Genomic DNA, 22,480 nt, shown 5'->3' with positions numbered 1-22,480 from the left:
ATGCTGGCGTGCCCAGCACGCAGTTTGTTAATGATGTAGCCGTGATAAAGAGGTCGTAATGCCAGGCAGCACCTTGTTTAAAGCGTTGGTTTTGTTTGTCGCCCTTTGGGCTCCCTTCACTCAAGCAGACTCCGGTTGGCAACCTGTTCAGGAAACTATCCGTAAGAGCGAAAAAGATACCCGCCAGTATCAGGCTATTCGCCTTGATAACGGCATGACCGTGCTGCTGGTTTCCGATCCGCAGGCGGTGAAATCCCTCTCGGCGCTGGTGGTGCCGATTGGGTCACTGGAAGATCCTGATGCCCATCCTGGGCTTGCGCACTATCTGGAACATATGACGCTGATGGGGTCTAAAAAATACCCGCAGCCAGATAGCCTGTCCGAATATCTGAAAATGCACGGCGGTAGTCACAATGCCAGCACAGCACCGTACCGTACGGCTTTTTATCTCGAAGTCGAAAATGATGCACTGGAAGGGGCGGTCGATCGCCTTGCTGATTCCATCGCTGCACCGCTTCTGGATAAAAAATATGCTGAACGTGAACGCAATGCCGTTAATGCTGAGTTAACCCTTGCCCGTACGCGAGACGGTATGCGCATGGCCCAGGTGAGCGCCGAAACCATTAACCCGGCGCATCCGGGTTCGCGTTTCTCCGGTGGTAACCTGGAAACATTAAGCGATAAGCCAAACAGCCCGGTGCTTGATGCGCTGCATGCGTTTCGCGACAAATATTACTCCGCGAACCTGATGAAAGCGGTTATCTACAGCAACAAACCGCTGCCAGAGCTGGCAAACATGGCCGCTCAGACGTTTGGTCGTGTGCCGAATAAAAATATCGACTTGCCTCAGATAACCGTTCCGGTAGTCACGGACGCTCAAAAAGGGATTGTTATCCACTACGTGCCCGCCTTGCCGCGCAAGGTGTTACGTGTTGAATTCCGCATTGATAACAACACGGCACAGTTTCGCAGTAAAACCGACGAGCTGGTGACCTATCTGATTGGCAACCGTAGCCCGGGTACGCTTTCTGACTGGCTGCAAAAACAAGGGCTGGTGGAAGGGATTCGAGCCGACTCCGATCCCGTTGTGAACGGCAATAGCGGTGTGCTGGCGATATCTGCAACCCTGACCGACAAAGGGCAGGCAAACCGTGATGAAGTGGTGGCGGCGATCTTTAGCTACCTTTCTCTGCTGCGTGATAAAGGCGTCGATAAACGCTACTTTGATGAACTGGCTCACGTGCTGGATCTCGATTTCCGTTACCCGTCCATTACCCGCGACATGGACTATGTGGAGTGGTTGGCGGATACCATGATCCGCGTGCCGGTGGAACATACTCTCGATGCGGTCAATATCGCCGATCAGTATGATGCTGACGCCGTAAAAGCCCGCCTTGCGATGATGACCCCGCAGAATGCCCGCATCTGGTACATCAGCCCGAACGAACCCCATAACAAAACGGCCTATTTTGTAGACGCCCCTTATCAGGTGGACAAAATCAGCGCCCAGACCTTCGCCGACTGGCAGAAAAGAGCCGGGGAGATTGCGTTGAAACTGCCGGAGCTGAACCCCTACATTCCGGATGATTTCTCGCTGATCAAAGCCACAAAGGATTATCCGCACCCGGAACTTATTATTGATGAGCCGACGTTGCGCGTGGTGTATACCCCAAGCCGCTATTTTGCGAGCGAGCCAAAAGCCGATGTCAGCGTCGTTCTGCGTAACCCTAAGGCGATGAATAGCGCCAAAAATCAGGTGATGTTCGCCCTGAATGACTATCTTGCTGGCATCGCGCTCGATCAGCTCAGCAATCAGGCGGCCGTGGGGGGAATCAGCTTCTCAACCAATGCCAATAACGGTTTGATGGTCAATGCAAATGGCTACACTCAGCGCCTGCCTCAGCTGTTCCAGGCGCTGCTTGAGGGCTATTTTAGTTACACGCCGACGGAAGAGCAGCTTGAGCAGGCCAAATCCTGGTATGCGCAGATGATGGACTCTGCGGAGAAGGGCAAAGCTTACGATCTTGCGCTTATGCCAGCGCAAATGTTGTCGCAAATTCCTTATTTCCAGCGTGAAGATCGCCGCGCGTTACTGCCTTCTATCTCATTGAAAGATGTCCTCGCTTACCGTGATGCATTGAAAACCAACACGCGTCCCGAGTTCTTGATCGTCGGCAACATGAGTGAAGAGCAGGCCAAAACGCTGGCGGAGAATGTACGCACCCAGCTCGGCTCGAAAGGTGACGAGTGGTGCCGCAACCAGGATGTGCTGGTTGAGAAAAAACAGAATGTGATTTTTGAAAAGGCGGGCACTAGTACGGATTCTGCGCTGGCAGCGGTGTTTGTACCTACGGGTTATGATGAATTCTCCAGTTCAGCGCGGAGTGCCGTTCTGGGACAGATTATTCAGCCGTGGTTCTATAACCAGCTACGTACAGAAGAGCAGCTTGGCTATGCGGTCTTTGCGTTCTCCATGAACGTTGGCCGCCAGTGGGGGCTGGGTTTCCTGCTGCAAAGTAGCGATAAACAACCGGCCTATCTCTGGCAGCGTTATCAGGCTTTCTTCCCAAAAGTGGAAGCAAAACTGCGCGCCATGAAACCGGACGAATTTGCCCAGATCCAGCAGGCCGTCATCGCCCAGGTGATGCAGCCACCGCAGACATTGGGTGAAGAAGCGTCACAGCTCAGCAAAGATTTTGATCGCGGTAATCTGAACTTTGATTCGCGTGATAAAGTAGTGGCCGAGATAAAACAGCTGACGCCTCAGAAGGTTGCCGAGTTCTTCCATCAGGCGGTGATTAAGCCGCAGGGAATGACCATCCTGTCTCAGGTTTCCGGTAGCCAGAACGGGAAAACGGAGTACGTGAACCCGAAAGGCTGGAAAGTCTGGAAGAGCGTCAGCGCGCTGCAGCAAACTATGCCCTGGAGTAAGAAAGAATGACCGATACCGCTGAGCCTCTTGATCCGTTACGTTTACCTCTACAGGGGGAACGATTGATTGAAGCTTCAGCGGGAACGGGAAAAACCTTCACCATTGCCGCGCTCTATCTGCGCCTGCTGTTAGGGCTTGGCGGTAACGCGGCTTTTCCACGTCCTTTAAGCGTGGAAGAGCTGCTGGTCGTCACCTTCACCGAGGCTGCCACCGCGGAGTTGCGCGGCCGTATTCGTTCCAATATCCATGAGCTGCGTATCGCCTGTCTGCGTCAGAGTACGGATAACCCTCTCTACGCGAGCCTTCTGGAAGAGATTGCTGATAAGCAACAGGCCGCCCAGTGGTTGCTTCTCGCTGAACGGCAGATGGACGAAGCGTCCGTCTTCACCATTCACGGTTTTTGTCAGCGAATGCTGAGCCTGAATGCGTTTGAATCCGGCATGCTGTTTGAGCAGCAGCTCATTGAAGATGAATCCGTGCTTCGCTATCAGGCCTGCGCGGATTTCTGGCGTCGCCATTGCTACCCCTTACCGCGAGATATCGCAGAAGCGGTACATGCGTTATGGAAGGGCCCCGAGGAGCTTCTGCGTGCCATCGATCGCTATCTTCAGGGTGAAGCACCGGTAATCAAATCTCCGCCGCCAGCAGATGAAACTCTCGCTTCTCGCCATGAAAAAATTACCGCCAAAATTGCGGCCATCAAGCAAAAGTGGAATACGTCGGTCGGCGAGATTGAGGCGATCATCGAAAATTCCGGGATCGACAGACGTAAATTTAACCGTGCAAATCAGGGGAAATGGATCGATAAGATCAGCGCCTGGGCACAGGAAGAGACGCGAGGGTATCAGCTCCCGGATGCGCTTGAAAAATTCTCTCAGCGTTTTCTGGTTGAACGAACCAAACCCGATGGCATTGTGCCGGAGCATCCGCTGTTTGTGGCTATCGAAGCCCTGCTGGCCGAACCGTTGACGCTCAATGACCTGATGATCACCCGCGCTATGGTGGAGATCCGTGAAACCGTCTCGCGTGAAAAGCGTCGCCGCGGTGAACTTGGGTTTGACGATATGTTGAGCCGCCTGGATGCCGCGTTATGCAGCGAAAATGGTGAAGCGCTTGCCGCGGCTATTCGTAACCGTTTCCCGGTTGCGATGATTGACGAGTTTCAGGATACCGACCCGCAGCAGTACCGCATTTTCCGCCGTATCTGGAGACAACAGCCTGATACCGCGCTGTTGTTAATTGGCGATCCTAAACAGGCTATTTACGCTTTTCGTGGTGCGGACATTTTCACCTATATGAAAGCCCGCAGCGAAGTTGATGCGCATTACACTCTGGATACCAACTGGCGTTCATCTCCCGGGATGGTAGAGAGCGTCAATGCGCTTTTCAGCCGCATGGATACGGCATTTATGTTCCGGGAGATCCCTTTCCAGCCGGTAAAATTTGCGACAAAAAATGCCTCATTGCGCTTCGAATTCAACGGTACGACTCAGCCCGCCATGAACTTCTGGCTGCTGGACGGAGAAGGCTGTGGCGTTGCGGACTATCAAAATGCCATGGCACAGCACTGTGCCGCGCAAATCCGTGACTGGCTCAGTGCGGGGGCATGTGGCGAGGCGGTGCTCTGGAGGGGCGAGGAGTCAACCCCTGTAAAGGCATCGGATATTACGGTGCTGGTGCGTAGCCGTCAGGAGGCCGCGCTTGTCCGCGATGCCCTGACATTGCTGAACATTCCGTCCGTCTACCTCTCAAATCGGGACAGTGTTTTCGAAACGCTGGAAGCGCAGGAGATGTTATGGCTGCTGCAGGCGGTGCTGGCCCCGGAGAGGGAGAGCACGCTTCGCAGCGCGTTAGCCAGCGCGATGCTCGGGCTGAATGCGCGTGATATTGATGCGCTCAACAACGACGAAGACGCGTGGGATGCGGTAGTGGAAGAGTTTGTTTACTACCGGGATAAATGGCACAGACGCGGTGTAATGGCGATGATACGTGAGCTCATGGCGCAGCGTCACATTGCGGAGAATATGCTTGCGACCGCGGGCGGTGAACGTCGTCTGACCGACATTTTGCACATCAGTGAACTCCTGCAGGAAGCGGGCACGCAACTGGAGAGTGAACACGCTCTGGTGCGCTGGCTGGCGCAACAGATTGCCGACCCGAACAGTAATTCGTCCAGTCAGCAGATGCGTCTTGAAAGTGATAAACATCTGGTGCAGATCGTCACCATTCACAAGTCGAAAGGCCTGGAGTATCCGCTGGTCTGGTTGCCGTTTATTGCCAATTACCGCGTGCAGGATCAGGCCTTTTACCACGATCGCGAGTCATTTGAGGCGGTGCTCGATCTCAGTAAAGCTGAGTCCAGCGTTGAGCTGGCAGAGGCCGAACGTCTGGCGGAAGATTTACGCCTGCTCTATGTAGCGTTGACCCGTTCGGTCTGGCACTGCAGTATGGGTGTCGCCCCACTGTTTCGTCGCCGTGGTGAGAAGACCGGGGAGAGCGATTTTCATCTGAGTGCGCTGGGGCGGCTTATTCAGCTCGGTGAACCCAAAGATGCAGCAGGCCTGCGTCAGTGTATCGAATCATTATGTGGGGATCATACTGCTCTGCACATTCCGTCGCAGCCCGATAATAGCCGCTGGCAAATGCCGGAGCTGCGCGAGGTTGAGCTCCATGCCCGTCAGGTTGTGCGCACCATTGCTGACGACTGGCGTGTGACGAGTTATTCCGGTTTACAGCAGCACGGGCAGAGCATTGCCCAGGATCTGATGCCAAAACTGGACGTCGATGCAGCAGGGACCGGTAGCGTACCTGTTGAGCCAGCGCTCACTCCGCATCAATTCCCGCGTGGCGCCTCACCAGGCACATTTTTACATAGCCTGTTTGAAGAGCTGGATTTTACCCAGCCAGTCTCTGAGGAGTGGGTGCTAAAGATGTTGCAGAGTGGAGGCTATGACGCACAGTGGCAGCCGGTTCTCACCGACTGGATCAGCACGGTTCTGCACGCCCCACTGACGGCGCAAGGGATCTCTCTGAGTCAGTTGACTAACAAAGATAAACAGGTGGAGATGGAATTTTATCTCCCTATTGCCAGCCCCCTCAGAGCCGACGCGCTTGATGCGTTGATCCGCGAGCATGATCCGTTATCTGCCGGTTGCCCAGCGCTGAACTTCCGCCAGGTGCAGGGAATGTTAAAAGGGTTTATCGACCTGGTTTTCCGCCACGAAGGGCGTTACTACCTGCTGGACTACAAATCGAACTGGTTGGGTGAAAACAGCGAAGCCTATACCCAGCAGGCGATGGCATCAGCCATGCAAGCACATCGCTACGATCTGCAGTATCAGCTCTATACCCTGGCGCTGCATCGGTACCTGCGGCATCGCATTGCCGATTATCGTTACGAAGACCATTTTGGCGGCGTTATTTACCTGTTCCTGCGCGGAGTGGATGCTAGCGACCCGCGCTCTGGCATCTTTAGTACGCGTCCGGCTGTGGAACTGATTGAAAAAATGGATAACCTGTTTGCCGCAAGCACAGAGGAGGTGGCATGACGATGCAGGCGCTATTGCTGGAAGCGGTAGAACAACGATTACTCCGCCACCTCGATGTACAGTTCGCCATGATGGTGGCAGGCGATGAACCCGCCGTGATGCTCGCCGCCGCAATCCTGAGTAAAGACGCGGGAGAGGGGCATGTCTGCCTGCCGCTGTCGCGTCTGGTTGTTGATGAGAAAATGCCTCCGGCTTTACAGGCGTGTTTCGCGTTGCTGGATGACGCAGTGGACTGGCAGGCGATATTACTCGGCTCGCCCGCCGTGAGCGGAACCGATACCGGGACGCCGATGATCCTGAGCAGCGAACGTTTGTACCTTAACCGGCTGTGGCGCAATGAACTGACGGTGGCGCGTTTCTTCAGCGAGACGAATGCGCCTCTGCCTTGCGATGAAGCGCAACTCCGGCACGTGCTGGATACGCTGTTTACCTCTGATGAGGCGACAGACTGGCAAAAAGTCGCGGCAGCCGTGGCGTTGACGCGGCGGATCTCGGTTATCTCTGGCGGCCCGGGAACCGGGAAAACGACCACCGTGGCAAAACTGCTTGCCGCGTTGATCCAGCTATCGGGCGAGCACAAGTGCCGTATTCGTCTGGTGGCCCCCACTGGCAAAGCGGCGGCTCGTCTGACGGAATCGTTAGGTGGGGCATTGCAAAAGCTGCCGCTCACCGGGGAGCAACTTGCGCTTTTCCCAAATGAAGCCAGTACGCTGCACCGACTGCTTGGTGCTCAGCCAGGCAGCCAGCGTCTGCGATATCATGCGGGTAACCCGCTGCATCTGGACGTACTGGTGGTAGATGAAGCATCGATGATCGACCTGACGATGATGTCGCGGTTGATTGATGCTCTGCCGCCCCATGCGCGCGTCATTTTTCTGGGCGATCGTGACCAGCTTGCTTCAGTGGAAGCTGGGGCGGTGCTGGGGGATATTTGTACTTACGCCAGCTTTGGCTACACAGCCGCGCGTGCTCAGGAGCTGGCGCGTTTGACCGGATGCGTACTTGAACCCGATAACTCGCCGGTGGCGGGAGCGCTACGCGACAGCCTGTGCCTGCTGCAAAAAAGCTATCGTTTCGGCAGCGACTCCGGTATCGGCCAACTGGCTGCCGCGGTAAACCGTGGCGATCGGCACAGTACCCGTGCGGTGTTTGACGGTACGTTTACCGACATCGAGAAAAAATCACTGCAAAGCGGAGAAGAGTATCAGGTGATGCTGGATGACGCCCTGGAGGGGTATCAGCATTTCCTGGCATGTGTCCAACAGCGCAACTCACCAGAGCAGGTCATTGCCGCCTTTGGTGAGTACCAGTTACTGTGCGCACTGAGGGAAGGGCCGTTTGGCGTCAGTGGGCTGAACGACAGGCTGGAGCAGCTTCTTGTTCAGAAGCACAAAATCAACCGCATGCCGCATTCGCGCTGGTTTGAAGGACGACCCGTAATGATCTCCCGCAACGACAGTGCGCTGGGGTTGTTTAACGGGGATATCGGGATTGCGCTCGATCGCGGCCAGGGGCTGCGCGTCTGGTTCCAGTTACCGGACGGTAGCGTGAAGTCTTTCCAGCCCAGCCGTTTGCCTGAGCATGAAACCGCGTGGGCGATGACGGTGCATAAATCCCAGGGCTCCGAGTTTAACCATGCGGCGCTGATCCTGCCGACACAGCTTTCACCTGTTATTACCCGCGAACTGATTTATACCGCGATTACGCGCGCGCGTCAGCGCTTGTCACTCTATACCGATGAACGTGTGCTGGTGCAGGCCATTGCCACCCGTACAGAGCGCCGGAGCGGACTGAGCGCGATATTTGAGTCTCTTTAAGCGAAAGCCCTCACCAGACGGTGAGGGCATCGTATTATCCCAGATCAGCCATCAGCACTTTTGAGCGGCGCTGATAGTTGTACATCTCTTTCTTCGTTTCTGGCAGATAATCTATATCTACCGGCGTGAATCCTCGCTCCTGGAACCAGTGAATGCTGCGTGTCGTCAGGACGAACAGCTTGCTCAGGCCCATCTGGCGGGCTTGCGCTGCCACGCGCTCAAGCAGCATTTCGCCGCGTGAGGAGCTGCGGTAATCAGGATGCACCGCCACGCAGGCCATTTCACCGATCTTCTCTTCCGGGAATGGATAGAGGGCGGCACAGGCAATGGTCAGGTTATCGCGCTGAATAATGGTGAATTTGTCGATCTCCATTTCCAGCTGTTCCCGCGAACGACGCACCAGAATACCCTGTTGCTCCAGCGGCCGGATCAGTTCCAGAATACCGCCGATATCATTGATGGTGGCGCGGCGGATCTGCTCCGCACTCTCCATCACAATCTGTGTACCAATACCGTCGCGGGAGAACAGCTCCTGCAGTAGGGCGCCGTCTTCCTGATAGCTGATCAGGTGGCTGCGGCGCACGCCGCTGCGACAGGCTTTCACCGCACCACGCAGAAAACGCACGGTACCAGAATGGTAGTCACCTTCAGCTTCCAGTGCTTCTACGCGGGCCTGGGCTTCATTAGGGAAGAGTTCGGGCACAATCACCCCTTCATCGTTTACGACACCCTGGGAAGAGCAAAACCCAATCATTTTTTCCGCCTTCAGCTTGATCGCTAGCTGCGTGGCAATCTCCTCAGACGTCAGGTTAAAGCTTTCTCCGGTCACGGAAACGGCGACCGGGCCCATCAGCACGATGGCACCGCTGTCGAGCTGGCGGTGGATTGCCTCTTCATCAATACGACGAATACGTCCGCTGTGGCAATAGTCCACGCCATCGTCCACGCCGAGCGGCTGGGCAATGATGAAGTTACCGCTCACGACGTTGATATGCGCACCCTGCAATGGCGTGTTGTTCAGGCTCATCGACAGGCGAGCCGTAATATCCAGCTGCAGCAGACCTGCAGCTTGCTTCACCAGCTCCAGGGTTTTCGCATCCGTAACGCGGGTATGTTTGTGGTAAATCGGCTCGTGGTGGTGTGCGGCCAGGTTGGCGTCGATCTGCGGGCGCGCGCCATAGACCACCACCAGGCGGATCCCGAGGCTGTGTAGCAGGCCAATGTCATTGACGATGCTGGAAAAATTTTCATGCTCAATGGCTTCGCCGCCAAGCATGATGACAAACGTTTTTCCCCGATGGGCGTTGATATAGGGAACAGAATGGCGGAATCCCTGGACCAGTTCGGTTCTACGCTCCTTCACCATGGCACAACCCTTAATGAATGTTTATTCGTAATTTGTGTATTTTTATTCGATTGTGGATACATGTGCAAGCGCAAATTTTCCGCGACCCACAGAAATTAATAAGTAATCCGTGCGTTAACGTATGATTGTTTACCCTTTTATAGATGACAGTTTATGCGTCATTCGTTAAAGTTTTCGGTCAATTTGGACATTTTGTATATCAGTCAGTTTTCTTGCTCGGGAGAAGCATGTCGGGATCCAACTCAGCAATAAGCCGTCGCCGTTTGTTAAAAGGGGCCGGGGCAATGTGGTTGCTTAGCGTCAGTCAGGTAGGATTAGCCGCCACAAGTCAGGTGGTGGCGGTTCGCGTCTGGCCGTCGTCGACCTATACGCGCGTGACGGTTGAATCCAATCGCGTGTTGAAATATAAGCAATTTGCCTTAAGCAATCCTGAACGCGTGGTCGTGGATCTCGAAGGGGTGAATCTCAATTCCGTGCTGAAGGGGATGGCGGCGCAGATCCGCGGTGACGATCCGTTTATTAAATCGGCGCGCGTCGGGCAGTTTGATCCGCAAACCGTGCGTATGGTGTTTGAGCTGAAGCAGAACGTTAAGCCTCAACTGTTTGCTCTCGCGCCTGTTGCGACCTTCAAAGAGCGTCTGGTAATGGATCTCTACCCGGCGAATGCGACGGACATTCAGGATCCTCTGTTGGCGTTACTGGAAGATTATAACCAGGGCAATCTTGAGAAGCAGGTTCCACCTGCGCAAAGTGGCCCACAGCCGGGTAAAGCAGGGCGCGATCGTCCGATTGTGATCATGCTTGATCCGGGGCACGGTGGGGAAGACTCGGGTGCTGTCGGAAAATATCGCACCCGCGAAAAAGACGTGGTGCTGCAAATCGCCCGCCGTCTGAAGGCGTTGATCGATAAAGAAGGCAATATGCGCGCCTATATGACGCGTAATGAAGATGTCTTTATTCCGCTGAAAGTTCGCGTGGCAAAAGCGCAGAAGCAGCGCGCCGATTTGTTTGTGTCTATCCATGCGGATGCGTTTACCAGCCGCCAGCCAAGCGGTTCTTCGGTGTTTGCGCTCTCAACCAAAGGGGCGACCAGTACTGCCGCGAGATATCTCGCGGATACCCAGAACGCCTCGGATCTCATCGGTGGTGTGGGCAAAAGCGGCGACCGTTATGTCGATCACACCATGTTCGATATGGTGCAATCACTGACCATCAACGACAGCCTGAAATTTGGTAAAGCGGTGTTGGGCAAGCTGGGTAACATCAATAAGCTGCATAAAAACAGCGTAGAACAGGCCGGGTTTGCGGTGCTCAAGGCGCCGGACATTCCGTCCATTCTGGTAGAAACCGCGTTTATCAGTAACGTTGAAGAAGAGCGTAAGCTCAAGACGGCAAAATTCCAGCAGGAGGTAGCGGAGTCGATTCTGGCAGGGATCCGGGCGTATTTCTCTGACGGGGCGACGCTGGCGCGACGCGGGTAAATCTTTCAGCCGGGTGAAATACCCGGCAAATTCACAAACGACAGATACAAAAAAACACCCTTAAGGGTGTTTATTGTTTTAAGAAGTGTTGGTTGCGGGGGCCGGATTTGAACCGACGACCTTCGGGTTATGAGCCCGACGAGCTACCAGGCTGCTCCACCCCGCGTCCGTCTTTCTACTTCTGTAGAAACTTACTTCTTCAAATTTGATTGGTTGCGGGGGCCGGATTTGAACCAACGACCTTCGGGTTATGAGCCCGACGAGCTACCAGGCTGCTCCACCCCGCGTCCGTGGATGCGCACTATACTCGGATAGGTTTGTGATGCAACCCCTTTTTCACATAAATCATGATTTTGTATGCAAATTGAACGACATGGCTCTGTTTGGACTATTTTTTGCGCAAAATTTGCCAAAGGTCATGCGATCGCATTTCATTAGCCCTGGCGGTTTGTTATCTTCATCACGCGGAAATGGGCAACTTAAAGACGAGATATAATGAAAGGACGTTGGGCGAAGTATCTGATGACGGGCGCAATGGTAGCCATTCTTGCGGCCTGCTCTTCCAAACCGACCGATCGCGGTCAACAGTATAAAGACGGGAAATTATCCCAGCCTTTCTCCTTAGTTAACCAGCCTGATGCGGTTGGCGCACCGATTAACGCCGGAGATTTCTCCGAGCAGGTCTATCAGATCCGCAATGCGTCACCACGCCTGTATGGCTCACAAAACAACGTTTACAGTGCAGTACAGGACTGGCTGCGCGCGGGCGGCGATACGCGCAACATGCGCCAGTTTGGTATCGACGCCTGGCAGATGGAAGGGGCAGATAACTACGGGAACGTCCAGTTCACGGGGTATTACACGCCAGTGATTCAGGCGCGGCACTCCCGCCAGGGCGAATTCCAGTATCCAATTTATCGTATGCCGCCAAAACGCGGTCGCCTGCCGTCCCGTGCAGAAATCTACTCTGGTGCGTTGAGCGAAAACTACGTCCTGGCTTACAGCAATTCACTGATGGATAACTTCATCATGGATGTTCAGGGCAGCGGTTATATTGATTTCGGTGATGGTTCGCCCCTTAACTTCTTCAGCTATTCCGGTAAAAACGGCCATGCCTATCGCAGTATTGGTAAGGTGTTGATCGATCGCGGCGAAGTGAAGAAAGAAGATATGTCGATGCAGGCGATCCGCGAGTGGGGCGAAAAACACAGCGAAGCCGAGGTGCGCGAGCTGCTGGAGCAGAACCCGTCGTTTGTCTTCTTTAAACCGCAAAACTTTGCTCCGGTGAAAGGGGCGAGCGCTGTACCGCTGATTGGTCGTGCGTCGGTGGCATCGGATCGTTCAATTATTCCTGCTGGCACTACGCTGCTCGCGGAAGTGCCTCTGCTGGATAATAATGGCAAATTTAACGGCCAGTATGAGCTACGTCTGATGGTGGCGCTGGATGTGGGTGGGGCGATTAAAGGCCAGCACTTCGATATCTATCAGGGGATTGGTCCGGATGCGGGTCACCGTGCCGGCTGGTATAACCACTACGGACGCGTATGGGTGCTCAAAGCAGCGCCGGGCGCAGGAAGCGTATTCAGCGGCTGATTGTGGTATTCTGAGCGCAATACGGATTCATGTTCAGGGTGAGGAGAAACCTCACCCTTTTTACATCTGAGGTTTTATGTCAGTGGTAATCAGTGATGCCTGGCGTCAGCGTTTTGGCGGCACGGCACGTCTCTATGGTGAAAAAGCCCTGCAGCTGTTTGCGGATGCGCATGTTTGCGTCGTGGGTATTGGTGGTGTGGGTTCCTGGGCGGCAGAAGCGCTGGCGAGAACCGGTATTGGCGCAATCACGCTGATTGATATGGACGACGTGTGCGTCACCAACACCAACCGTCAAATCCATGCTCTGCGTGATAACGTCGGTCTGGCAAAATCTGAGGTCATGGCGGAGCGTATTCGTCTGATCAACCCTGAATGCCGGGTGACGGTCATTGACGACTTTGTGACAGCCGATAACGTCGCAGAGTACATGAATAAAGGCTACAGCTATGTGATTGATGCCATTGACAGCGTACGCCCTAAAGCGGCGCTGATCGCTTACTGTCGTCGTTACAAGGTACCTCTGGTCACCACTGGTGGCGCAGGAGGGCAGATCGACCCTACGCAGATCCAGGTGGCCGATCTGGCGAAAACCATTCAGGATCCGCTGGCTGCCAAGCTGCGTGAAAGGCTGAAGAGCGACTTTAACGTGGTGAAGAACAGCAAAGGCAAGCTCGGCGTTGACTGCGTGTTTTCTACAGAAGCGCTGGTCTACCCGCAGGCTGATGGCTCTGTCTGTGCGATGAAAAGTACGGCGGAAGGGCCAAAACGTATGGATTGTGCCTCAGGCTTTGGTGCGGCCACCATGGTGACCGCGTCCTTCGGTTTTATAGCTGTATCTCACGCCCTGAAGAAGATGATGGCGAAAGCAGAACGTCAGGCCTGAGCCTGACGTGCCGCATCCTGTACCGCTTCGCTGAGCGCGATCAGACCCTGGCCGCGTGAGGCGCTAAGCTGCGCCCGCAGTCCAAGCTCATCAAACAGCGCCAGCGGCGAGTGTGCCAGCAACTCCGCCGCGCTTTTCCCCTCGACGGCGGTTAACAGTACCGCCAACAGCCCGCGGACAATACGTCCTTCGCTGTCGCCAAAGAAATGCAGCTTCTCGCCAGCGACGCTGACGCCCAGCCAGACGCGGTTCTCGCAGCCAGCGATCTCTTTTGCCTGGGCTTTTAGGTCGTCAGACAGCGTCGGGAGCTGTTTACCGAGAAGGATTAACTGGCGATATTTATCTTCCCATTGTGAGAGAGGGGCGAAGGTCTGTTTTAAGGTCTCTTCTGTGATGACCGTGCCGAACGGGTGTCCGGCTAAAGCAGCGTGAGTCATTAATCCACCAGTATTTCAAGGGCGCGGTCGACGGCGGCAACCAGCGCATCAACATCGCTTTGGGTATTATATGGCGCAAATGAGGCGCGTAGCGTACCGCTAACGCCGAGCGCCGCCAGGAGCGGCTGGGCACAATGCTGTCCGGCACGCAGGGCAATGCCATACCCGGCAAGTAGCGTCACCATGTCGCTATGATGAACGCCCGCAAAATCAAAGGCGAGCAGGCTGGAATCCTGAACGCGGAACGAGCGGAAACCCGGGCGCTTTTTGAGTTCTTCCTCTGCGAGCGTCGCTAGTCCGCGGCTCCAGTTTTCAGCCTGAGCAGTGTCTGTTTCAGCAAGCCATTCGAGAGCGGCACTCAGACCAATGACGCCGGCCACGTTTGGCGTACCGGCTTCAAGGCGATAGGGAATCTCCTGGGTTTTAAAGCCGTCGAAGGTCACTTCGGTAATCATTTTGCCGCCACCGAGCCACGGTGTCATTTGCGCCAGCAGTTCCGGCTTACCGTACAACGCACCGATGCCGGTTGGGCCGTACAGCTTGTGTGCAGAGAAAGCGTAAAAATCAATATCCAGCTTTTGCACATCAGCAGGGAAATGCACGATCCCTTGTGCGCCATCGACCATCACCACCATGCCGCTGGCATGGGCGATGCGAATGGCCTGACCCAGATCCGGACATCCCCCCGTGACGTTCGACATCTGCCCGAGGGCCAGAATGCGGCTGCGTGAAGTAATCAACTCAGGCAGTTGAGCCACGTCGGGTAGGAGATCTGGTCCCAGCGGGAGTTTCACAATACGTGCCCCCGTTTGCTCAGCTACCATCAACCACGGTACCAGGTTGGCATGGTGCTCTGCCTCACTGACGATGATCTCATCTCCAGGCTGTAGCAACGGGCGTGCATAGCACTGGGCCACCATATTGATGGCTTCGGTCGTACCCCGCGTCCAGACGATATTTTTCCCGCCTTCTGCATTGATCAAACGTGCTACCTGATCGCGTGCGGCTTCATAGCGCGCGGTCAGACGCTGCGCTTCGGCAAACTGGCTGCGATGCACATTCCCGGCGCTCAGGCTGTAGAACTGCTGCGTCGCTTCAATAACCGCCTGTGGCTTCAGGGCGGTGGCAGCGCTATCAAGATAAATACCGGCATCGGCCAGCGCCGGAAACTGTTCGCGAAAATGTGCGGGACTGAAAGCGTTCATGGGATTCCTCATTTCAATAGCAAGATCGTCGCGCAATTTCAGCGGCAGGGCAAGGAGGTTGATATCTATCAGAATTGTCTGCTTATCCTGATGACCCCAAAAAAGCAGGTTATGCTAAATAGTGTTAGGCGGATGTTTTAGCCTGTTATAAATCGAGGTTTGAATAGCATTAATTGCTAAAGGAGAATAATCATGAACAAGACAGCTGCAATCATTTCTGCCTGTGCGTTTACTTTTGCCCTGAGCGCCTGTTCTGGTAACAACTACGTGATGCACACCAACGATGGTCGTTCCATCGTTTCGGAAGGGAAACCGTCAACTGATAATGATACCGGGATGATTTCATACAAAGATGCCAACGGGAACAAGCAGCAGATCAACCGAAGCGATGTTAAAGAGATGGTTGAGATTCAGCACTAAGATCGCAGGCGAAAAAAAAGCACCGCAAATTGGCGGTGCTACATTAATCACTATGGACAGACAGGGTAAATGTACAGGAAGTGAAAAATTGGTAGCGTTGCTACCGTGGTCTGAATCGCAGACCAATTGCAAACACAACAACACAACATCACAACCGTAAGCCAAAAGCCCTTCAGAACACGCATTCCAAAAAAAGCTCTTCGTTCCGGCTCAGGAAGTGCCGCCACTATAGGTATTTGCTGGTAGTTCCTCAACGGACAAATTATAATGTCTCAGATAAAAAAAACTAATAGGTTAAGCGTTGTTTCCTGTTTGTTAAAATCCGTTAACATCTAAGCCAGATAACCATGTCGAAGCGATTGCCACCCCTTAATGCATTACGTGTTTTTGATGCAGCAGCACGTCACCTGAGCTTTACACGTGCAGCAGATGAGCTTTTTGTGACACAGGCCGCAGTAAGTCACCAAATCAAGTCCCTGGAGGATTTTCTGGGCCTTAAGCTGTTTCGTCGACGCAACCGTTCATTGCTGTTGACCGAAGAGGGGCAGAGCTATTTTCAGGATATTAAAGAGATTTTTTCCCAGCTCACGGAGGCCACGCGTAAGCTGCAGGCCCGAAGTGCAAAAGGTGCCCTGACTGTTAGTTTATTGCCCAGTTTTGCCATTCAATGGCTGGTGCCAAGACTCTCAAGCTTTAACTCAGCTTATCCGGGGATCGACGTTCGAATCCAGGCGGTAGATCGTCAGGAAGACAAGCTGGCAGATGACGTCGATGTCGCCATTTTTTACGGTCGCGGTAACTGGCCGGGCTTGCGCGTCGAAAAATTATACGCAGAATATCTCCTGCCGGTCTGTTCGCCTCTGCTATTAACGGGTGAAAAGGCGCTGAAGACACCTGCTGACCTGGCGCAACATACACTTTTACATGATGCGTCTCGCCGTGACTGGCAAACTTATACCCGTCAATTAGGTCTTACTCATATAAACGTGCAGCAGGGGCCCATTTTTAGCCACAGTGCGATGGTGTTACAGGCTGCTATTCACGGGCAGGGCGTGGCGTTGGCGAACAACGTCATGGCGCAGTCCGAAATTGAGGCTGGCCGCTTGGTTTGCCCTTTTAATGATGTTCTGGTCAGCAAGAATGCGTTTTATCTGGTTTGTCATGACAGTCAGGCAGAACTGGGTAAAATAGCCGCTTTCCGGCAGTGGATACTGGCGAAAGCGGCAAGCGAGCAAGAAAAATTCCGCTTCAGGTATGAACAATAACGTTTGTGTGCCGGGCACGCATCAATTCAGGACTTAAACATGACCAGCCGATTCATGCTGATTTTTGCCGCGGTGAGTGGCTTTATTTTTGTTGCACTGGGCGCTTTTGGCGCACATGTATTAAGCAAGTCTTTGGGCGCAGTAGAGATGGGCTGGATCCAGACCGGCCTTGAATATCAGGCATTCCACACGTTGGCTATTTTTGGGCTGGCGGTGGCGATGCAGCGCCGTATCAGTATCTGGTTTTACTGGAGCAGCGTCTTTATGGCGTTGGGCACCGTGCTTTTCAGTGGCAGTCTCTACTGTCTGGCACTTTCGCATTTACGCCTGTGGGCGTTTGTTACACCTGTCGGTGGCGTTAGCTTCCTGGCGGGTTGGGTATTAATGTTTATCGGAGCTATCCGTCTGAAACGCAAGGGCGTTGTTCATGAATAAGGTTGTTTTATATTGTCGCCCGGGGTTTGAGAAAGAGTGCGCCGCGGAAATTACCGATAAAGCGGCAAAGCGCGAGGTCTTCGGCTTTGCGCGCGTTAAAGAGAATGCAGGCTATGTGGTATTTGAATGCTATCAGCCTGAAGACGCGGATAAGCTGGCGCGTGAACTACCTTTCAACTCATTGATCTTTGCCCGCCAGATGTTTGTCGCGGGTGAACTGCTGAAGGATCTTCCGCCGGAAGACCGTATCACCCCAATTGTCGGCATGCTGCAGGGCGTGGTGGAGAAGGGCGGGGATCTGCGCGTTGAAGTGGCGGATACCAATGAAAGCAAAGAGCTGATGAAGTTCTGCCGCAAATTTACCGTACCGCTGCGTGCAGCGCTGCGTGATGCGGGTATCCTGACGAACTACGAAACGCCTAAACGTCCGGTGGTGCATATCTTCTTTATCGCACCAGGCTGCTGCTATACGGGGTATTCATACACCACCAACAACTCTCCCTTCTTTATGGGCATCCCGCGTTTGCGCTTCCCGGCCGATGCGCCGAGCCGTTCAACGCTGAAGCTGGAAGAAGCCTTCCACGTCTTTATCCCGGCAGATGAGTGGGACGAGCGTCTGGCAAACGGCATGTATGCCGTCGATCTCGGTGCGTGCCCGGGCGGCTGGACCTACCAACTGGTGAAACGTAACATGTGGGTTTCATCTGTCGATAACGGCCCGATGGCACAAAGCCTGATGGATACCGGGCAGGTTACCTGGCTGCGTGAAGATGGTTTCCGCTATCGTCCGAACCGGAACAACATCTCCTGGATGGTGTGCGATATGGTTGAGAAACCGGCCAAAGTGGCCGCGCTGATGGCTTCCTGGCTGGTGAACGGCTGGTGTCGTGAGACGATCTTCAACCTCAAGTTGCCAATGAAAAAGCGCTATGAGGAAGTGTCGCAGAATCTGGCTTATATTCAGCAGCAACTGGATGAGCATGGCATTAATGCGGAGATCCAGGCGCGTCAGCTGTATCACGACCGCGAAGAGGTGACGGTGCATATTCGTCGCTGGTGGGCCGCTGTCGGTGGACGTCGCGACGAGCGATAGTGTGTGCTTTATTTTGCCCGGTGGCGCTGCGCTTACCGGGCAGACAAATCGTGAATTGTATTAACGTTCCAGCCTTAACTGCTGCAAGTTTCCGTCCAGCAGTAAACTCGTTTGTAGCGTCGCTACATCCCGGCAGATAAAGGCCATCTCTTTGTGTGCTTCAAGCTTCTTGCGCCATTTTTCCGGCACCTCATCCAGCCTGGCGTAAATTCCCTCCAGACTCTGAAAATCCGTTAGCAACTGAGCGGCACTTTTTGGTCCTATACCCGCGACACCCGGCACCTTCGAGCTGCTGATCCCCGCCAGCCCCCAGTAATCTGGCAGCTGTTCAGGCGAGACGCCAAACTCACTGGCAATGAAAGGGGCATCGAGCCAGCGTTTCTGGAAGTAATCACGGATGCGGATCGTAGGTGAGAGCAGCTGGCAGTAGCCTTTATCGGTTGAAACAATCGTCGCCTGATGCCCAGCGCTGGCAACTTTAACCGCAAGTGTTGCCGCCAGATCGTCAGCTTCATTGCCATGCGCCCCCCAGCAAGGGACGCCGCGCTGTTCAAAGGCGGCGCGAATGGCGGGCATCTCGTCATGCAGATCGTCTGGCATCGGGGCACGTCCGGCCTTGTAATCCGGAAGGCGCTGATGTCGCCAGCCAGTGTTACGCGCTTCGTCGTCAAACACGGCCACAACATGAGTCGGTTCGCTATGGCGGATAAGCTGCTCCAGTGCGTGCAGGCAAGTGTCTTTACAGGGGGTGCCTTGTACCGCATGGATCCGGCGAATCAGGTTGAGTGCGTCGACAATAAGCAAATGAACAGCCACAGAGATTCTCCCTTAAATCTGATGGGTAAAGGGTAACACTGTCGGCAGGATGAAACGAATAGTGTGAGGGGAAACAGGAAGAAGCCTCGCAAAACGAGGCTTCCTGAGAGGCTTAATCGCAGGTAACGATCTTCATCGCCAGACCGCCGCGAGAGGTTTCGCGGTATTTGGCGTTCATATCTTTCCCGGTTTCGTACATGGTTTCGATAACTTTATCGAGACAGACGCGCGGTTCGCTGGTACGACGCAGGGCCATACGTGCAGCGTTCACCGCTTTCACGGAAGCGATCGCGTTACGCTCGATACACGGCACCTGTACCTGTCCGGCAACCGGGTCACAGGTCAGCCCCAGGTTATGTTCCATGCCAATTTCTGCAGCAATGCACACCTGCGTTGGGCTTGCACCCAACAGCTCAGCCAGACCCGCCGCCGCCATAGAGCAAGCCACACCGACTTCACCCTGACAGCCTACTTCCGCACCAGAAATTGACGCGTTCATCTTATACAGGGAACCGATCGCACTGGCGACCAGCAGGTAGCGCGCCAGAGAGTTAGCGTTCACTTCGCGGATAAACTTGTCGTAGTACGCGAGCACGGCCGGAACGATACCGCAGGCACCGTTGGTCGGCGCGGTGACCACGCGGCCACCTGCGGCGTTCTCCTCGTTTACTGCCAGCGCGAACATGTTGATCCAGTCCACAACTGCCATTGGGTCTGTTGTCGTTTTGTCGGTGCTGACCAACATACGGCGCAGCGCTGCTGCACGACGCGGCACGCGAAGCTTGCCAGGCAGAACGCCTTCGGTGGTGATCCCGCGCTCAATACCGCCGCGCATCACTTCCCAGACGTTAGCAAAGTGCTGTTCCAGCTCCGCTTTGCTGTGAAGCGCCAGCTCGTTTTTCATCATCAGGCCGGAGAGGGAAAGTCCTGTCTCCTGGCAGTGACGCTGAAGGTCCGCCGCAGTTTTGTACGGATAAGGCACGTCGACCGAAGAGGTACTGGTTTGACCAAAGTGGTCTTCGTCGACGATGAAACCGCCGCCGATAGAGTAGTAAGTCTGGCTGTATACCGCTTTGTCGCCGGCCAGCGCAGTGATACGCATACCGTTTTCGTGCAGCGACAGGTTGTCAGCATGGAAATTCATGCAGCGATCAACCGGGAATTCCACTTCATGTTCGCCATTTGCCAGCAGCAGGCGACCGTGGGTATTAACGTCCTGGATGAAGCCAGGGATCGCGTCAATATCAACGGTATCCGGCAGGTTTCCCGCCAGGCCCATGATAATGGCGATATCGGTATGGTGGCCTTTCCCGGTCAGGGAAAGAGAACCGTAAACATCAACAACCACGCGGGTTACGTCGAGCAGAATGCCGCGTGCAATCAAGTCATCCGTGAACTGCTTACCGGCTTTCATTGGTCCGACGGTGTGAGAGCTGGAAGGACCAATACCGATTTTGAAAATATCGAATACGCTAATCATGATGCGTCCATTGCTTTCAGTCAGAGAGGAAGAATGCGCCGCCCGAGGACGGCGCAGGAGGTATTAGCTGAACAGTGAGAAGAAAATAGCGGAGATGGCAATCAGACCCATCACAACAACGAAGACGTTGCTGATGTGGCCGCTGTATTTACGCATCGCAGGCACTTTCTGAATCGCGTACATCGGCATCAGGAACAGAATCATCGCGATAACCGGGCCACCCAGAGTTTCAATCATGCCCAGGATGCTTGGGTTCAGAGTCGCAACTGCCCAGGTGGTGATCAGCATGAACAGAGCGGTGATTTTGTTCAGCTTGCTGATTTCAATGCTCTTGCCTTTACCGCGCAGAGATTTGATCACCATACCGTTGAAGCCTTCACGCGCGCCCAGGTAGTGACCGAGGAAGGATTTGGTGATGGCGATAATCGCGATGATAGGTGCCATCCACGCAATGACTGGTGCGTTAAAGTGGTTCGCCAGGTAAGACAGAATAGAGATGTTCTGCTCTTTCGCTGCTGCCAGATCCGCCGGGGAGAGGCTCAGTACGCAGCTGAACACGAAGAACATCACGGTCAGTACCATCATGATGTGTGCACGTGCCAGGATGCTGGAGCATTTCTTCTCTGCACCGTTGCCGTACTCTTCACGCTTCGCCACTGCGAAGGAGGAGATGATTGGGGAGTGGTTGAAGGAGAAGACCATTACCGGAATCGCCAGCCACAGGGTCATCAGCAGGCCGTTACCGGTTGCAGATGCGCTGCTCAGGGACAGGGTTTCCAGTGCTGCACCGTTCCACTGTGGGATCAGGTAGCAAGCCAGTACCATCAGAGCAATCACGAACGGGAAGACCAGTACGCTCATTGCTTTAACAATCATCTGCTCACCGAAGCGCACGATAGTCATCATGCCTACGATCAGAATCAGAGACAGAATTGCACGCGGAGGCGGCGTCATGTGCAGCTGGTGCGTCATGAAGCTTTCAACGGTGTTGGTGATTGCCACGCTGTAAACCAGCAGGATTGGGTAAATCGCGAAGAAGTAGAGCAGGGTAATCAGTTTACCTGCGCCGATACCGAAGTGCTCTTCAACCACTTCAGTGATGTCTTCGCCCGGGTTTTTACCGGACAGCACGAAGCGGGTCAGACCGCGGTGTGCGAAGAAGGTCATCGGGAAAGCAATGATGGCCATGATGATCAGCGGGATCAGACCGCCGACGCCTGCGTTGATAGGAAGGAACAGTACACCAGCGCCGATTGCCGTGCCGTAAAGGCCAAGCATCCACATGGTATCCGTTTTGCGCCAACCACTTCGGGATTCAATCGAAGCAACGGTGCTGGTTTGAGTGGTTTCCATCTGTATCTCCTGGAGGAAGCAAATTGTCAGGTTTTAAGTCAAATCCGATGAAAAAGTGCCTGACGGTAATATGAAATTCGTTCAGTGACGGTTTTTTAATAATTTTCACCCGTAACTATTGGCGGGCGGAAAGATACATTCTCGTTATGAATCTATCAGTGATCGCGATCTCAAATGCAATAATCCACTTATGATGTGGGCATCTTTAGACCATTTATCTGTTAAAAAAACATCAAAGAGAATTTACGGGCGCGAAGGCTACCACTAACGACATGTGAGCTGAAAGTCAGGCCCGTGATATAGGTGTCTTTAGCTGTAAAGAAACGGGTTTTTAGTATTTTCTGGCAGGTAATTTG

At 54.2% G+C, this 22,480-nt stretch carries 16 protein-coding genes and 2 tRNA genes; 10 read left to right on the top strand and 8 right to left on the bottom strand.

Annotation, left to right across the window (positions count from 1 at the left end):
- Nucleotides 1-58 precede the first annotated feature (58 nt).
- The 3 genes from ptrA to recD are packed head-to-tail and all read left to right on the top strand — an operon-like array spanning nucleotide 59 to nucleotide 8,297.
- The gene (gene ptrA / locus ACLHV8_RS17970; protein ID WP_208594067.1) at nucleotides 59-2,941 is read left to right on the top strand and encodes a pitrilysin; all 2,883 of its coding nucleotides are present in this window, start codon (nucleotides 59-61) and stop codon (nucleotides 2,939-2,941) included.
- The gene (gene recB / locus ACLHV8_RS17965; protein ID WP_208594068.1) at nucleotides 2,938-6,480 is read left to right on the top strand and encodes an exodeoxyribonuclease V subunit beta; all 3,543 of its coding nucleotides are present in this window, start codon (nucleotides 2,938-2,940) and stop codon (nucleotides 6,478-6,480) included. The genes ptrA and recB overlap by 4 nt, the downstream gene beginning before the upstream one ends.
- A complete protein-coding gene (gene recD / locus ACLHV8_RS17960; RefSeq protein ID WP_208594069.1) occupies nucleotides 6,477-8,297 on the top strand; it encodes an exodeoxyribonuclease V subunit alpha in 1,821 nt (606 codons plus the stop codon). The genes recB and recD overlap by 4 nt, the downstream gene beginning before the upstream one ends.
- A gap of 34 nt (nucleotides 8,298-8,331) precedes the next feature.
- On the opposite strand, the gene argA is transcribed toward recD, so the two are convergent.
- Nucleotides 8,332-9,663, bottom strand: coding sequence for an amino-acid N-acetyltransferase (gene argA, locus ACLHV8_RS17955; RefSeq protein ID WP_028016905.1), 1,332 nt, complete (start codon nucleotides 9,661-9,663; stop codon nucleotides 8,332-8,334).
- A 227-nt stretch (nucleotides 9,664-9,890) separates the two neighbouring features.
- Here argA and amiC point away from each other — a divergent pair, with 227 nt between their 5' ends.
- Nucleotides 9,891-11,144 (top strand): N-acetylmuramoyl-L-alanine amidase AmiC, encoded by a 1,254-nt coding sequence (amiC, locus tag ACLHV8_RS17950; protein ID WP_028016904.1) that lies wholly within the window; start codon nucleotides 9,891-9,893, stop codon nucleotides 11,142-11,144.
- 89 nt (nucleotides 11,145-11,233) lie between these two features.
- Here amiC and ACLHV8_RS17945 read toward each other — a convergent pair.
- Nucleotides 11,234-11,310: transfer RNA gene (locus tag ACLHV8_RS17945), tRNA-Met, on the bottom strand.
- 44 nt (nucleotides 11,311-11,354) lie between these two features.
- A tRNA-Met gene (locus tag ACLHV8_RS17940) sits at nucleotides 11,355-11,431 on the bottom strand.
- A 208-nt stretch (nucleotides 11,432-11,639) separates the two neighbouring features.
- Here ACLHV8_RS17940 and mltA point away from each other — a divergent pair.
- A complete protein-coding gene (gene mltA, locus ACLHV8_RS17935) occupies nucleotides 11,640-12,737 on the top strand; it encodes a murein transglycosylase A (protein WP_028016903.1) in 1,098 nt (365 codons plus the stop codon).
- Between the two features lie 76 nt (nucleotides 12,738-12,813).
- Nucleotides 12,814-13,620 carry a tRNA cyclic N6-threonylcarbamoyladenosine(37) synthase TcdA gene (tcdA, locus tag ACLHV8_RS17930; protein ID WP_049005906.1) on the top strand — a complete coding sequence of 269 codons (807 nt, stop codon included), beginning with the start codon at nucleotides 12,814-12,816 and terminating at the stop codon, nucleotides 13,618-13,620.
- On the opposite strand, the gene csdE is transcribed toward tcdA, so the two are convergent.
- Nucleotides 13,611-14,057, bottom strand: coding sequence for a cysteine desulfurase sulfur acceptor subunit CsdE (csdE, locus tag ACLHV8_RS17925; RefSeq protein ID WP_108091058.1), 447 nt, complete (start codon nucleotides 14,055-14,057; stop codon nucleotides 13,611-13,613). The genes tcdA and csdE overlap by 10 nt on opposite strands.
- A complete protein-coding gene (gene csdA, locus ACLHV8_RS17920; protein WP_208594070.1) occupies nucleotides 14,057-15,262 on the bottom strand; it encodes a cysteine desulfurase CsdA in 1,206 nt (401 codons plus the stop codon). Before csdA ends, csdE begins: the two co-directional genes overlap by 1 nt.
- Nucleotides 15,263-15,454: 192 nt before the next feature.
- Here csdA and ACLHV8_RS17915 point away from each other — a divergent pair, with 192 nt between their 5' ends.
- The 4 genes from ACLHV8_RS17915 (at nucleotide 15,455) to rlmM (ending at nucleotide 18,475) form a co-directional block, all read left to right on the top strand.
- Nucleotides 15,455-15,682: a YgdI/YgdR family lipoprotein gene (locus tag ACLHV8_RS17915; RefSeq protein WP_028016899.1), complete on the top strand. Its 228-nt coding sequence runs from the start codon at nucleotides 15,455-15,457 to the stop codon at nucleotides 15,680-15,682.
- Between the two features lie 347 nt (nucleotides 15,683-16,029).
- Entirely contained in the window at nucleotides 16,030-16,947 is a 918-nt protein-coding gene (gene gcvA / locus ACLHV8_RS17910) for a glycine cleavage system transcriptional regulator GcvA (protein ID WP_028016898.1), read from the top strand.
- Between the two features lie 39 nt (nucleotides 16,948-16,986).
- A complete protein-coding gene (locus ACLHV8_RS17905) occupies nucleotides 16,987-17,382 on the top strand; it encodes a DUF423 domain-containing protein (RefSeq protein WP_028014272.1) in 396 nt (131 codons plus the stop codon).
- On the top strand, nucleotides 17,375-18,475 hold the full coding sequence (gene rlmM, locus ACLHV8_RS17900) for a 23S rRNA (cytidine(2498)-2'-O)-methyltransferase RlmM (protein WP_049005912.1): 1,101 nt from the start codon (nucleotides 17,375-17,377) through the stop codon (nucleotides 18,473-18,475). Before ACLHV8_RS17905 ends, rlmM begins: the two co-directional genes overlap by 8 nt.
- Nucleotides 18,476-18,535: 60 nt before the next feature.
- Here rlmM and xni read toward each other — a convergent pair whose 3' ends face one another.
- From xni to ACLHV8_RS17885, 3 genes are all read right to left on the bottom strand, one after another.
- Nucleotides 18,536-19,291: a flap endonuclease Xni gene (gene xni, locus ACLHV8_RS17895; protein WP_208594071.1), complete on the bottom strand. Its 756-nt coding sequence runs from the start codon at nucleotides 19,289-19,291 to the stop codon at nucleotides 18,536-18,538.
- A gap of 112 nt (nucleotides 19,292-19,403) precedes the next feature.
- Nucleotides 19,404-20,771 carry an L-serine ammonia-lyase gene (locus ACLHV8_RS17890; protein ID WP_410377004.1) on the bottom strand — a complete coding sequence of 456 codons (1,368 nt, stop codon included), beginning with the start codon at nucleotides 20,769-20,771 and terminating at the stop codon, nucleotides 19,404-19,406.
- A 63-nt stretch (nucleotides 20,772-20,834) separates the two neighbouring features.
- Nucleotides 20,835-22,124 (bottom strand): HAAAP family serine/threonine permease, encoded by a 1,290-nt coding sequence (locus ACLHV8_RS17885; RefSeq protein WP_028016894.1) that lies wholly within the window; start codon nucleotides 22,122-22,124, stop codon nucleotides 20,835-20,837.
- Nucleotides 22,125-22,480: the final 356 nt, after the last annotated feature.

The sequence above is a fragment of the Enterobacter sp. CPE_E863 genome, from assembly GCF_046521465.1.
In the GTDB taxonomy this organism is placed as follows: domain Bacteria; phylum Pseudomonadota; class Gammaproteobacteria; order Enterobacterales; family Enterobacteriaceae; genus Enterobacter; species Enterobacter adelaidei.
This window is presented reverse-complemented; position numbering and strand designations above follow the sequence as displayed.

What these genes read in the sequence shown, in the direction of transcription:
- ptrA (WP_208594067.1), top strand. Translation starts at nt 59, where the DNA reads ATGCCAGGCAGCACCTTGTTTAAAGCGTTGGTTTTGTTTGTCGCCCTT.
- recB (WP_208594068.1), top strand. Translation starts at nt 2,938, where the DNA reads ATGACCGATACCGCTGAGCCTCTTGATCCGTTACGTTTACCTCTACAG.
- recD (WP_208594069.1), top strand. Translation starts at nt 6,477, where the DNA reads ATGACGATGCAGGCGCTATTGCTGGAAGCGGTAGAACAACGATTACTC.
- argA (WP_028016905.1), bottom strand. Translation starts at nt 9,663, where the DNA reads ATGGTGAAGGAGCGTAGAACCGAACTGGTCCAGGGATTCCGCCATTCT.
- amiC (WP_028016904.1), top strand. Translation starts at nt 9,891, where the DNA reads ATGTCGGGATCCAACTCAGCAATAAGCCGTCGCCGTTTGTTAAAAGGG.
- mltA (WP_028016903.1), top strand. Translation starts at nt 11,640, where the DNA reads ATGAAAGGACGTTGGGCGAAGTATCTGATGACGGGCGCAATGGTAGCC.
- tcdA (WP_049005906.1), top strand. Translation starts at nt 12,814, where the DNA reads ATGTCAGTGGTAATCAGTGATGCCTGGCGTCAGCGTTTTGGCGGCACG.
- csdE (WP_108091058.1), bottom strand. Translation starts at nt 14,057, where the DNA reads ATGACTCACGCTGCTTTAGCCGGACACCCGTTCGGCACGGTCATCACA.
- csdA (WP_208594070.1), bottom strand. Translation starts at nt 15,262, where the DNA reads ATGAACGCTTTCAGTCCCGCACATTTTCGCGAACAGTTTCCGGCGCTG.
- ACLHV8_RS17915 (WP_028016899.1), top strand. Translation starts at nt 15,455, where the DNA reads ATGAACAAGACAGCTGCAATCATTTCTGCCTGTGCGTTTACTTTTGCC.
- gcvA (WP_028016898.1), top strand. Translation starts at nt 16,030, where the DNA reads ATGTCGAAGCGATTGCCACCCCTTAATGCATTACGTGTTTTTGATGCA.
- ACLHV8_RS17905 (WP_028014272.1), top strand. Translation starts at nt 16,987, where the DNA reads ATGACCAGCCGATTCATGCTGATTTTTGCCGCGGTGAGTGGCTTTATT.
- rlmM (WP_049005912.1), top strand. Translation starts at nt 17,375, where the DNA reads ATGAATAAGGTTGTTTTATATTGTCGCCCGGGGTTTGAGAAAGAGTGC.
- ACLHV8_RS17890 (WP_410377004.1), bottom strand. Translation starts at nt 20,771, where the DNA reads ATGATTAGCGTATTCGATATTTTCAAAATCGGTATTGGTCCTTCCAGC.
- ACLHV8_RS17885 (WP_028016894.1), bottom strand. Translation starts at nt 22,124, where the DNA reads ATGGAAACCACTCAAACCAGCACCGTTGCTTCGATTGAATCCCGAAGT.